General features: G+C 49.2%; 10 protein-coding genes and 3 pseudogenes. 4 read left to right on the top strand and 9 right to left on the bottom strand.

What is annotated here, in order from left to right:
• A pseudogene (locus M989_RS25235) lies at window positions 1–637 on the bottom strand (IS3 family transposase); the annotation flags it as partial.
• Between the two features lie 51 nt (window positions 638–688).
• Here M989_RS25235 and M989_RS24335 point away from each other — a divergent pair.
• The 4 genes and pseudogenes from M989_RS24335 to M989_RS26000 form a co-directional block, all read left to right on the top strand.
• A pseudogene (locus tag M989_RS24335) lies at window positions 689–991 on the top strand (restriction endonuclease subunit S); the annotation flags it as partial.
• A pseudogene (locus M989_RS24330) lies at window positions 988–1566 on the top strand (type I restriction enzyme subunit R domain-containing protein); the annotation flags it as partial. The pseudogenes M989_RS24335 and M989_RS24330, both read left to right, overlap by 4 nt.
• A gap of 203 nt (window positions 1567–1769) precedes the next feature.
• A complete protein-coding gene (locus M989_RS04240) occupies window positions 1770–2324 on the top strand; it encodes a hypothetical protein (RefSeq protein WP_157093510.1) in 555 nt (184 codons plus the stop codon).
• Between the two features lie 619 nt (window positions 2325–2943).
• On the top strand, window positions 2944–3372 hold the full coding sequence (locus M989_RS26000) for a hypothetical protein (RefSeq protein ID WP_064542493.1): 429 nt from the start codon (window positions 2944–2946) through the stop codon (window positions 3370–3372).
• A gap of 94 nt (window positions 3373–3466) precedes the next feature.
• Here M989_RS26000 and M989_RS04230 read toward each other — a convergent pair whose 3' ends face one another.
• From M989_RS04230 to fimF, 8 genes are all read right to left on the bottom strand, one after another.
• Entirely contained in the window at window positions 3467–3967 is a 501-nt protein-coding gene (locus M989_RS04230) for a LuxR C-terminal-related transcriptional regulator (RefSeq protein WP_064542490.1), read from the bottom strand.
• 80 nt (window positions 3968–4047) lie between these two features.
• Window positions 4048–5565: an EAL domain-containing protein gene (locus M989_RS04225; protein WP_064542487.1), complete on the bottom strand. Its 1518-nt coding sequence runs from the start codon at window positions 5563–5565 to the stop codon at window positions 4048–4050.
• Between the two features lie 474 nt (window positions 5566–6039).
• Window positions 6040–7011, bottom strand: coding sequence for a J domain-containing protein (locus M989_RS04220; RefSeq protein ID WP_064542484.1), 972 nt, complete (start codon window positions 7009–7011; stop codon window positions 6040–6042).
• Window positions 7012–7174: 163 nt separating this feature from the next.
• Window positions 7175–8320, bottom strand: a complete 1146-nt coding sequence (locus M989_RS04215; protein WP_064542481.1) for a trans-sulfuration enzyme family protein — start codon at window positions 8318–8320, stop codon at window positions 7175–7177.
• A gap of 10 nt (window positions 8321–8330) precedes the next feature.
• Entirely contained in the window at window positions 8331–9701 is a 1371-nt protein-coding gene (locus tag M989_RS04210; protein WP_064542478.1) for a pyridoxal-phosphate dependent enzyme, read from the bottom strand.
• Between the two features lie 373 nt (window positions 9702–10074).
• Window positions 10075–10980: a fimbrial protein gene (locus tag M989_RS04205; RefSeq protein ID WP_064542475.1), complete on the bottom strand. Its 906-nt coding sequence runs from the start codon at window positions 10978–10980 to the stop codon at window positions 10075–10077.
• A 16-nt stretch (window positions 10981–10996) separates the two neighbouring features.
• Complete coding sequence (fimG, locus tag M989_RS04200; protein ID WP_064542472.1) at window positions 10997–11500, bottom strand: type 1 fimbrial minor subunit FimG; 504 nt, start codon at window positions 11498–11500, stop codon at window positions 10997–10999.
• A gap of 12 nt (window positions 11501–11512) precedes the next feature.
• Entirely contained in the window at window positions 11513–12040 is a 528-nt protein-coding gene (fimF, locus tag M989_RS04195; protein ID WP_064542468.1) for a type 1 fimbrial adaptor subunit FimF, read from the bottom strand.
• Window positions 12041–12043: the final 3 nt, after the last annotated feature.

Raw genomic sequence — 12043 nt, 5'->3', positions numbered from 1 at the left:
CTATAAGTAATATCAGTGACCCAGACCTGATTGGCCCGGACAACAGTAAACTGCCGCTGCACGCGATTAGGGGCAACCACTGAGGGTCGGCCAGCAATACGACGCGGAACTTTATAGCCGCGTACGGCTTTAATCCGGTTCAGTTGCATAATACGACCCACCCGGTTTTTGCCGCAGGTTTCACCGATTTCATTCAGATCGCCATGAACCCGACGATAGCCATATACGCCACTGCTCAGGGAAGATGAATCGCGGATGAGCGTCAGCAGAGGCTGGCTATCTTTATCCCGCGCAGAGACCGGATTATGCAGCCACGCATAAAACCCAGCCCGGGCAACGCACAACACCCGACACATCGTCATGACACCCCATACAGTCCGGTGCTCATTGATAAAGTGGTACTTCAGTCGGGCTCCCTTGCAAAGTACCGCGCGGCCTTTTTCAGAATGTCCCGTTCCTCCTCAGTGCGCTTCAGCTGTGCCCTGAGCTTCAGGATCTCGCTTTTCGCTTCCAGTAAATCCCGGGCATGCTGCTCGCTGTTATCGGGTTTAATAGCCCGTAACCACTTATAGAGACTGTGTGCTGAAACGCCCAGCCGATCAGAAACTTCGGCGACGGAATAACCGCGTTCCGTTATCTGATGGACGGCTTCTTCCTTAAATTAAGGTGTAAATCGTGGTGTGCCCATACCGCTGAGCTTACCATGCGCAACAACTATTATCGTGACCAGTTGCTGAGTTTTGAAGAGGGTGAGGTTGAGTGGAAGATGCTTGGAGATATAGGGGAAAATCTTGATTCGAAAAGAAAACCCATTACCAGCGGTCTGAGGGAAGCTAGAAGTATTCCTTATTATGGCGCTTCTGGAATTGTCGATTATGTTAAAGACTACATTTTTGATGGTGATTTTTTACTGATTTCTGAAGATGGCGTAAATCTTTTAGCTCGCAATACGCCTATAGCATTTAGTATCAGTGGTAAATCTTGGGTAAACGCCTTCGGGTGGCAACCATCTTCTCCTTTGCTGCAAATGAAGAGCAAAGCGCTATTGGTGATATTACTGACGAAAGCTTTGATACCAGCGCGATGAACAGCAGCGCAAAGGAATTCCTGGATTCAGCCATTAATGACTATAACAACCACTTTAAAACCAATTTCAGCACCGACAGTAACGGTTTCCAGAACTACTACCGCAATTTAGCTCAACGAGTGAAAAATCAGGATATTGACCTTCTCATCGTGGTGGGGATGTTCTTAACCGGCTTTGATGCCCCGACGCTGAATACTCTGTTCGTTGACAAAAACCTGCGTTATCACGGTCTGATGCAGGCATTCTCACGCACCAACCGTATCTATGATGCAACCAAAACCTTCGGCAATATCGTGACTTTCAGGGACTAGGAGCGTCCGACCATTGATGCCATCACTCTTTTTGGCGACAAAAACACCAGGAATGTGGTACTGGAAAAAAGCTACGAAGAGTACATGCAGGGCTTTACCGATGCGGCAACCGGCGATGCTACCAAAGCTCAGTCCGTTGAATCCTCAGTACAAAACGAAAAAGCAGACCGTATTCCAGAAAATTGGGGCGTTTATCGAAAAATTTAAAGGGATCGGTGGAAATATTTCGTAATATAATGAAGGAAATAATTTGAGGCGCTTTTACGACGATTGCTCCGTTCTCTCAAATCGGATTAAGCAGCCTCAGCATGTTCTTAGGCTGCTGCATGTGGGTAGCAGCAACGTAACAGTCAGCCATTGAGATAAAATAAATGATAAAAATCAGAGTCTTTACCCTCATTTCTCTGGCAGTTGCATTCACACTGACAGGCTGCAATGAGTCTGATATCGACAAAATAACGTTAATCGGGAAAGATAAAAGTACCCTTGAGAGCCAGTACAGTGCTCTCTTTGAAAAGAGAACTCCAGACATCGAAGCGTTCGCGCTGTTTGACAAAATGGCACCTGAAGGTAAAGAACCGCATACCACCGGTGGTTTAATTGACGGAAAAGTAGAGTCGAGCATGACGACAAACGTCGGCAAACACACATTCATGCAACTCGATGAAATGCTGTCGAAGGAGTACGGTAAGCCAGTAGCAACTAAAGATCAGGTGTTTGATGTCTCTTCGTTAAATGGTCTGGATTGTGCTAAAACCATGTCATGCGCAGCAGGCAAGTACTATGAAGTCTTCCGCGGCAAGGAACGACTGATCATGATGATAAACGGCACTGGATTCATGAATACTGAAGAGGGAGTAACTATCCTGACCTTCACCGACAAGCATTTAAAAACTGTACGTCTTGAAGAGGATAAAAGAAAATAAAAAGCACATCTTAGACTGTTAATGCGATAAAGTAATCCCACTACATCATGGGTACCTTCTTCAGGAAAAAGACTAAACACTTATGAATAAATCTATACTTCAACATCTGATATATTGACGTTTTTCATGAGACATATTATATTTTCATCTGTGATGTATCCCCCTATGCGGTGGGGCGCACAGTCGAATTTCTCTGATGAGAATCGTAAACGAGAGCGCGGGCTCTATGGCTGGAGAGCTCACCGGGAGGGACCCGGCATCAAAAATAATAAAAAGTAAATTACTCTTAATCCTTTGGTGCCTGTTTCGCAAACAGGCTTCTTTTTTCTATAACATTCCAATTTAGTCATACTCTGATAAAACAGATTTACTGTCGAGTCTTCACTTACGATTTAGATTATACAATGAAAAAAGTTACCGATAGTCATCAGGAAAAAGGAAAACTATAATCTATTGTAGACCATACCCCCCTACAAACTTAGAGGCCTAATCTGACTCACAATCTGGCTGCAACCCTCCATCACCATAAATCAGAGCCATCACCACAGGAGATGAATTGATTGAAAATAACAAACGTAGTAATATATCAGAAAATTAACACATAACGTAATCACTTAAAATGGCAAAGTCAGATTCACTAACATATTCAGAGTTCATAAAAATTCATGATGAATTACTGGAGATTTCAGATACATGGGCCGACTTATGGATGGTCTTATTTTTAATTCACTCTCAATGTAGCCGGATTATAAAAATACGATACTCTGACATTAGAGAAGACAGGTTACACTTACCAGGAACACAACGATTTCTACCAAAAAAAATGCTCATAAACAGCAGAGTTAAGTATATTTTAAAACGAAGAAAGGAGTCAAACCCTGATGATATATATGTATTCCAAAGCAGATCTAATCGGGTAAAATTTAAAGTTAAGCCTGTCACTGCCATTGCAATGAACATGGCCATAAAGAAAGCAGCGAGTAGCGTCACTGATAAAAATGTAAGCATGAAGAGTGCATTGAATGTTACCATTGAAAATAAAAAATAGAGCGCCCACCGTCTGCCACAAGAACAGAAAAAAAATTGCAAAACAGCTCCAAAAATAAAAATTAATAACATTTCAATTAATATAACCATATGATTTACCTGGCATAAACCTCACTTAACCTCACCCACAAAGCCTCCCACCGCTTATATTCTGAATAAAACTCCGCAATACTCCCCATATTCAACTTTCGTAATGCATTCATTTTATGCAAACTTACAGTTTTATCACTAATCCCTGCCTCTGCAGCAATATCTTTCCTATGCTTCCCCTGCAGTGTTTCCTGCATAACCATGACTTCACGAGAGGTCAGAACAACCTGAACGGGCATGGATTTTTTTATATTCCTGTTTGTGAGAATTTCCTGATGCCATCCATCAATATCGGATTTTCTGAAGTACAGAGAATTACGACATTGCGCAAAAACACTGATCGGCTCAAAACCTATGCTATCGTTAACAAATCTAAAATCCATCACATACAAATCACCGTTGCCAGCATCAAGAATAAGCAAATCAAATGGCAATTTGTTTTTCTTTGAGTTATAAATAGTTTCCAAACCGACCTTTAAATATGAGTTATCGGATAAAATAACCACTACGCCTCACTCCGCTCCCACATGGTTTTTATAAAACTGAGTTGGTGTATTTTACACTCAATAACTCATTATGTTTTAAATCAAACACCACCATTCAATAATTCGCCAACTATGTTAGCTCCAACAGATTTCCTGATATACCATCCCTGAATGCAAAAACGCTCATCCAGGCCACATATAAATTCAAATTGTCCCTCTGTCTCTACCCCTTCAAACACCAACGACTTACCCGTCTTACGTAAACCAGAAACTATAGATAAAAGCATTTTTTGTTTTAAAGGATCATCAATATTACTGACAAAGAATTTGTCAATCTTTACCTCATCGAAATCAAATTCTATTAACCAGGAAATATTACTGTTTCCCGTTCCGAAATCATGAAGAGAAACAAAGAAGCCCAACCTCTTCGCGGTCTTACAAAATGAAGCAATAACTGATGATTCAAGGCTCACTCGCTCGGTTACTTCCAGTTTTATCTGACGATTTCTGATACCTCTGGATGAACATTCGTTGCATAACCGTTTTAAATAGGTAGTACTACTTATTTCTTCATCACCTACATTAATTGATAATTTTATTTCAGGGTTATTGATAAGATAAGCGCCCATTTCATTAAGTGAGCACTCCATCACAAAATCAGCCACCCGATGATACTGTCCAAGTTTACTGGAAATCCCAATAAAGAGTTCTGGGGAAACGGAGCCAAAATACTCATCCTGCCACCTGAGCAATGCCTCAAACCCGACAACCCCCTCTCTCCCTCGCACAATTGGCTGGTACTCCATACGAAGCTTCTTATGCTTCAATGCATACAGAAAACGCCTCTCCAGTGATTTACTTTCATTTATTTGGTTACCAATCCAGGATGCTAATAGCCCGCCGCAGATTCCACCGGTAACTAATAAAATAAAATTCAGGAATAAGGACAGGGACAGTAAGCCACCATCTGTCCTGAGGGTTAATACGCATAGATCTCTTACTGAACTACATTCTTTCGTTTCAACATCAAACATTGATCTCCACAAAGCTCTTCCATTATCAGTTTTTTTACCGACTGTATAGAATAACTCATTTCCATCTCTGGTATTCAGTGACATAAAATAATCCGGAGGAAAAGTGAGGAAGTTAGTGAATGATAACGCAGAGTTAAATACCACGAAGTTATCAAGAACAGTAGCTTTATAATTTGATTTTACAAACTTAACATTATCATCAAATTTATAAATACGATAATTGCTGGGAGTTGTATAGAAATAAGAAGGTAGTGGTATTTTATTTATCAGTATTCCCCAGTTTGCTGTACAGGCAAGTGAACCAGAGTCAATAATTCCAATATCATCAAGATACTTGTACTTATAACGAATATTCCTTAATGCATTCAGACTATCGGGAGAACAGTTTGTTACCCCTGTATGCCTGGCATCCATAAGCGCACTGGCTAACTGCTGACTGACATCCTCAGAATAACGTAACAACCCCTTGCCCATTTGACTCTGTTCCTGATGTTGCAAATGCCTGACGAAATAGTTTGCGATCAGCAGTACAACCAACACAGTCACTACAGGAAAAAACACCCTAAGTGAGAATTGAGTATTCATTAATCCCTCTCCTGACGAGTCCGTGTATAAGGTACTTAAAATAAATAGTCTTCAATTACAACACCATAAAAATTCGCTACATAGTAAGATAGCATCACTTTTTATCAGTCGCGAGTTATAAAATATACATTGTTAACGATGGATGAGCCTGCAACTACAGAGCACCTAGGGGGTATCCTGGCCCCGATTGATTTTTAGTGACAAGCCTCATCTAGATGGTAGCTTTCTGGTCGTTAAAAATGTCCATTTTTTGAGCTATTCAGGAAAATAACTTCACCCATCTGGATTTTTCTTCAAGGCAAACCAGTAAAAAACTGTTAGTGCTGATGTAGCATTTTGCCTTTTTTGAAGGGATTGAAAATCCCCGTGTCCTTGGTTCGATTCCGAGTCCGGGCACCACTTATTCAGAAAACCCAGCCTATGGCTGGGTTTTTGCTTTCTGGCATTCCGGTAAAGTTCCGCTTCCCGCAATGGCTAAGCCACCTCATCCAACCCTGACTCAAAGATGCGCTTGCGCAGAGTGGCGATCGTGTTCGACAGCGCTTTTTCCTGCTGGCGGAAATAGGCCTGCGGGTCGGCAAGCGTGGATACCAGCAGCCAGGATTTCTCTTTCTCAAGCGCGAGCATTTCGGCCTGCAGGCTGGCAATTTGCTGCTGCGTGGCGCTGATTTTACGCAGCAGTAGCGTGAGATCGTTCAGTCTTTCGCTCGCCATCATTGGCTCATGCTCACGCATCAGTCGGGCTAGCAGGTTACGAATAGTCGGCAGATCGCCGCGCTGTCTGGCCTGGTTGAGCTGGGCCATCATCTCGTTAGCCTCTGCCTTCAGCGCATCGTCGACCAGATCCGGGTGACAAAGCTTACTCGCCTGGCGCCACAATCGTTTGAGTTCCTGACGATCCTCCTGCGCCATATTTTCATGATGTTCGCGGCGTTTTTGCGCTTTTTGCTGCTGATCGCGCCAGGTTTCATACTGCTCGCGCGCTTCGTCACGCGCACGGCGTTCACGGGTATCTTCGTCATGGCACATTTCAGCGCGCTTGCGCAGCGAGGCTTCCGCCAGGATCTTTCTCAGCCTCAGCACCTCGGCCATCAGCGGCCCCAGATGCTGCATATAAAGATCGTTAAACTCATCAAGCTGGGTCAGCCTTGCGTTTCTGGCATCAAGCAGCGCCTGCAACTGGGTTTCCAGCGCTTTTAGCTCCAGCTTGCTGGCCGCAACGCGCGGATCCTGCCATTGAGTCATCGAGCGCTGGCTTTGCAGCCAACTGACGATGGCGTTCATCGCCTCGCCATAGCGCCGGGCCTCAAGAGCCTGAATGATGGCGTCAATCGCGGGATCGTCAATGTCGCCTTTCAGGTGCGAAATCTGACTGGCAATGATCTCATCATCTTCCAGTTCAATGGCATTTTTGATGATTTCCAGCCGCTTGATGGGTTTACTCATGGGGCGTTTGCTCGGCGTCCTGACCGTGGGAATGGATCGCAGAGTAGCACTCGTTTCGGTGCGCCGTCAGCCGCTATGTCATATTATAAGTGACGTTATTTCAGTCGCTTATATTTTTGGTATGAAGTATAGACTTAAGTCGAACTGACGGTGGTTAATATCGCTACTCTGCCAGCGCCTGACGTAAATCGTCGCGTAAATCGTCAACCCCTTCAATGCCCACAGAGAGGCGAATCAGCTGTGGCGTAATGCCGTTGGCCAGTCGCTGCTCCAGCGGGATAGAGGCATGGGTCATGCTGAACGGCTGGCTGACCAGGCTTTCCACGCCGCCCAGGCTCTCAGCGAGCGTAAAGAGGCGCAACTTTTTGATCACCGCTTCTGCCCGTTCGGCATCGCCTTTTACCACAATTGAGATCATTCCGCCCGGTTGCGCCATCTGGCGGCGGGCAAGCGAATAATCGGGGTGCGATTCCAGCCACGGGAACCAGACTTTTTCCACCTGCGGCTGCTGCTCAAGCCACTGGGCAAGCGCCAGCGCGTTGTTGCTGTGGCGTTCCATACGCAGCGACAGCGTGCGGATCCCGCGCAGAGTCAGAAAGCTACTGAACGGATCGAGCACGCCGCCAACGGCGTTTTGCAGATAACCAAGCTGCTCTGCCAGCGTCGGGTTATCGCCCACCACCGCAAGACCGGCGACAACGTCGGAGTGACCGTTGAGGTATTTGGTCGCGGAATGCACCACGATATCAAAACCGAATGCCAGCGGGCGCTGGATTACCGGCGAGGCGAAGGTGTTATCCGCCACGCTGATAAGCTTGTGGCGGCGGGCGATGCCGGCAATCTCCTCCAGATCGGCCAGTTTTAGCAAGGGGTTGGTCGGCGTTTCGACCCAAATCATGCGCGTTTCCGGACGGATAGCCGCTTCCAGCGCCGAGAGCGAGCCGGGTTTGACCCAGCTCACCTGCAGCCCAGCGCTGCGCCGACGCACGTTTTCAATCAGCCGGTAGGTTCCCCCATAAACATCATCGACGGCAACGATATGGCTGTCTTTATCCAGCAGCTCCAGCACCGTGGAGATAGCCGCCAGCCCAGAGGCAAAGGCGTAGCCGCGGCTGCCGCCTTCCAGTTCAGCGATGGTGGTCTCCAGCGCAGCGCGCGTTGGGTTGCCGCTACGCGAATACTCGTAGCCGGTGTGCTGTCCCGGTGCCGGTTGGGCATAGGTGGATGTCGCGTAAATGGGCGGCATCACCGCACCGTGGCTATCGGTAAAAGTGCCGCTGTGTACGCTCAGGGTATCGAAGGTTTTCATTATTCATTCCTTACTGTTCAAGACGGTTACGCCAGCTCGTGAGGAGATCGCTGCGGGTGATAAGGCCAAGGAAGCGTTCGTTATCCACCACAACGGCCACCTGGCCGCGATCAAAAATCGGTTTCAGCGCGCTCTCAGGCGCGGTGATGTCGAGGGTTTCAACCTCCTGAGTCATGGCTTCGCGCACCGGCAAGCCAAAACGTTGACTGTCTCCCTGGACGTGGCTCAGCAGATCCCACTCATCGATGATCCCCACCACCCCGCCCTCTTCGAGTACCGGTAGCTGTGAGATGTCATAAAGGCGCATACGGGCCAGTACGGTCGCCAGGGTGTCATCCGGTGCGGCAGTAACGGTGGCGCCTTCATCGTGGCGCAGGGCAATGAAATCGCTCAAGTCACCACGCAGTGTGCGGGCCAGCAGGCCCTGCTGGCGCATCCAGTCGTCGTTGAACATTTTCGACAGGTACTTGTTGCCGCTGTCGCAGGCAAAGGTCACCACGCGTTTCGGCGTGGTTTGCGCACGGCAGTAGCGCAGCGCCGCCGCCAGCAGCGTGCCGCTTGAAGAACCAGCCAGAATCCCTTCGACCTGTAGAAGCTCACGGGCGGTAGTGAAGGCTTCACAATCGCTGATGCGTAACGCCTTACGGACGTTATTGATGTGCGCTAATGGCGGGATAAAGTCTTCGCCAATCCCTTCAACCAGCCAGGATCCCGCCTCCTGATAACGACCGCTTTCGACCTGATCGGCAAGGATCGAACCGGCCGGATCGGCCAGCACAAACTCGGTATGCGGCGAATGTTCGGCGAACCATGCCTGCAGACCGCCCAGCGTACCGCCCGACCCTACGCCAACGACGATGGCATCAATTTGCCCGTCGAGTTGCTGATACAGCTCCGGCGCGGTGGTCGTGGCGTGAGCCAGCGGATTGGCGGCGTTATTGAACTGGTCAATGTAAAAAGCGCCGGGCAGCGCTTTTGCCAGCCGCTGTGCGTAGTCCTGATAGTACGCCGGATGCCCTTTACCAACGTCAGAACGGGTCAACACAACCTGAGCGCCGAGGGCGCGGAGGTGGAAAATCTTCTCGCGGCTCATTTTGTCCGGTACGACAAGGATAAGCTTGTACCCGCGCTGGGCAGCAATCAGCGCCAGCCCTAGCCCGGTGTTACCTGCGGTCGCTTCGACAATGGTACCGCCAGGCAGCAGCAGCCCCTGCTTTTGCGCCTCGTCGATCATCGACAGCGCCACCCGGTCTTTGATTGAACCGCCGGGGCTCTGGTTTTCCAGTTTCAGAAACAGGCTGCACGGTCCGGTATCCAGCTTATGCAGCTGCAGTACCGGCGTCTGGCCGATAAGTTCGGTGACGGAATGGTAAACGGTCATACGTTTTAATCCTGATATATGAGCAATGACCAGAGTGTATGGCTGTAAAAAATGGATGATAAAGAACCTTTATCTGGCCTTTAGCGAAAATTGGAATATGACCTGCTTTTTAGACATTTAGACGGAGAGACGTTTAGTCGTGCAGAGGGGTTGATGGCTAAAAAAGGAGGGATTTGCTCTATTTTCAGTCATAAAAGCGGCATCAGGTCGCGCGTTTTGCCGCATCATAGCTTTCTATTGTTGAACTTCATCTAAGGATTGTTCGCCGCATTCTTTGGGCTATTCGCGCTATGGGGACGAGACGACGCGTTGAAGAACCCGCCTGAAAGGCGGGTTTTTGGTTTCTGTGCCCCTCGGAGCTGTCTCGCATCACTCACTGATAAACAAACGTCACGCCAATAATCGACTGCACGTTTCCCGCCGTCACCTGCCCGCGGGTTCGCGCATAGTTGGCGGTCAAGCCAAGGCTCACGGCCGATGTGCTTACCGTGCCAAGCGATACCATACTGTTGGCAGGCACAATGCTGCCGTTGCGGGTAAGCTGAACGCCCACCCCGCTCGCAGGCGACGCCGATGCGGTGTTGGTGAAAATGGAGTTTGCCGAATCCTCCGTCGTCCCCGAGAGGTAGTAACTGAGCTTTTGGCTCTGCGCGCAATACACCGTTAGCGGAATGGCTGTAGAGCCAGGGTAATCCGGCAGCGTGACCGTGACGTTTCGCGCAGAGACATCACAGCCTCCGGTGGGTACCACGACGTTGTTGTTAGCGTAGATATTCCAAACAAACTGGAAATCGTCGTTATTTTTATTGTTGGTCTGGCGAAGAATCATTACGGCGATAAGCGTTCCAGCGCTAATCGCCACGCCGCCAGCGGAGCTAATCGGCGTCAGATAGAGCATCGTGGGCCAGGGAGTATCGGTTTTCGAGTTGTAGATTATCCGCGCGGTTTCCGTGGTGGTGGGAAACGGGTAGCTGGAACCGTTGTATTTGACGGTGCCGGAAAAACTTGCAAGCACGCCACCGTATGCCGAACCTCTCTGCAAGGTGACGTAGTCGGTGATGGTCTCCGGATAATCGTTATGGCAAAAAATCTGCGTCGAGAGATCGACGACCAGGTTTTGCCCCACGTTCACCGCGGGGGCCAGATCCACATAGACGTTCGCGCTGCCGCCGCCGATGGGGATTGTTGTTCCGCTGGCGGTCCTGCAGGCAAATGACCAGGCATTAAACGACCAGCCGACCATCAGCAGCATCGTCAACACGGTTATCACTCTCTTCATAACGCTTTTCTCCTGCTCAGGCGTAGGTATAGGTGACGTTGATCACCGCCTGAATAGTTCCCTGGGTCGCGCCACCGTTAACCGATAGCGCCCTCACCTGCAGCGGAAAACGGGCAGACTGCGAGGTTTCATCCACCGTGACCGTTGTCGTCGCGCCGGTATTAAGCGTTTTGCCCCCTGCATCCTGCAGCTCAAGCTGAATATTTCTGGCCGTTCCCTGATTCTGGTAGTAGCCGGTGGCGTCTGCCGTGCCGCTAAAGCTGGCGGTAACCCGCGATGTGCCAACAGGGCAGTTGATGAGATCCAGCTCGACGCCATGCCAGGCCGAACTTGAACCTGCCGAAAGCAGGCTGAAAGTGTAGAGATCGCCAAGATCAACGTCAGCATTGCGGGTCGAGACCGTGCAAGGCTTCGCCACCACTTTACCGTTGACGGTAATCGTCACATCGGCGGCCCTTAGCGCCGAAGATAAGGCGACCAGCACGATCGCCGATAGCACGCCGCAATAAGCCCATTTCATTGATGCCTCCACTTACTGAAATTCAAGGGTGAACGTCGCCGTGGCGTTAACGTGGCCCGGCGTGACCGGCACCTGCGTGGCCATCAGGCGAGCATAAAAATTAAGCGTGTTGCTTTGACCTGGCGTCAGCGTCGTCCATGGAAGAACGGATGATGCGGCATTGAGCGGCAGCATCGTCTGCTGGCCATTGAGGATCTGCACCCCCATGCCAGCGGCGGCAGCGCTGCCGCCGTCAAGCTTCAACAGGCTGGTATTGTCGTTATCCGCCACGCCAGTAAACCCTACCTTCACCGCGCTCACCGCGCCGCCGCAGGGGGAAAGGACAATACGAAAAGGTATCGCCGGCGTGGTCGCGCCGACGGCGCTGAACTGTTTAGCGGCGTTATCCATCAGATCGACGATAAAGTCCTTAGACTCGCCCGCCACGGCACAGCCGTTATCTCTCACATGGCCGCTGATGGTGATCGTGCTATCTGCGGCCAGCGCGCTGGCGGTAAATAGCGACAGGAGTGTGCTGAACAGGTAACAAGGGGTTGTCATAGT

This window comes from Kluyvera georgiana ATCC 51603, assembly GCF_001654985.1.
GTDB lineage: Bacteria > Pseudomonadota > Gammaproteobacteria > Enterobacterales > Enterobacteriaceae > Kluyvera > Kluyvera georgiana.
Note: the sequence above shows the minus strand (reverse complement) of the source record. Positions and strands in the feature narration are given on the sequence as shown.

What these genes read in the sequence shown, in the direction of transcription:
- M989_RS04240 (WP_157093510.1), top strand. Translation starts at nt 1,770, where the DNA reads ATGATAAAAATCAGAGTCTTTACCCTCATTTCTCTGGCAGTTGCATTC.
- M989_RS26000 (WP_064542493.1), top strand. Translation starts at nt 2,944, where the DNA reads ATGGCAAAGTCAGATTCACTAACATATTCAGAGTTCATAAAAATTCAT.
- M989_RS04225 (WP_064542487.1), bottom strand. Translation starts at nt 5,565, where the DNA reads ATGAATACTCAATTCTCACTTAGGGTGTTTTTTCCTGTAGTGACTGTG.
- M989_RS04220 (WP_064542484.1), bottom strand. Translation starts at nt 7,011, where the DNA reads ATGAGTAAACCCATCAAGCGGCTGGAAATCATCAAAAATGCCATTGAA.
- M989_RS04215 (WP_064542481.1), bottom strand. Translation starts at nt 8,320, where the DNA reads ATGAAAACCTTCGATACCCTGAGCGTACACAGCGGCACTTTTACCGAT.
- M989_RS04210 (WP_064542478.1), bottom strand. Translation starts at nt 9,701, where the DNA reads ATGACCGTTTACCATTCCGTCACCGAACTTATCGGCCAGACGCCGGTA.
- M989_RS04205 (WP_064542475.1), bottom strand. Translation starts at nt 10,980, where the DNA reads ATGAAGAGAGTGATAACCGTGTTGACGATGCTGCTGATGGTCGGCTGG.
- fimG (WP_064542472.1), bottom strand. Translation starts at nt 11,500, where the DNA reads ATGAAATGGGCTTATTGCGGCGTGCTATCGGCGATCGTGCTGGTCGCC.
- fimF (WP_064542468.1), bottom strand. Translation starts at nt 12,040, where the DNA reads ATGACAACCCCTTGTTACCTGTTCAGCACACTCCTGTCGCTATTTACC.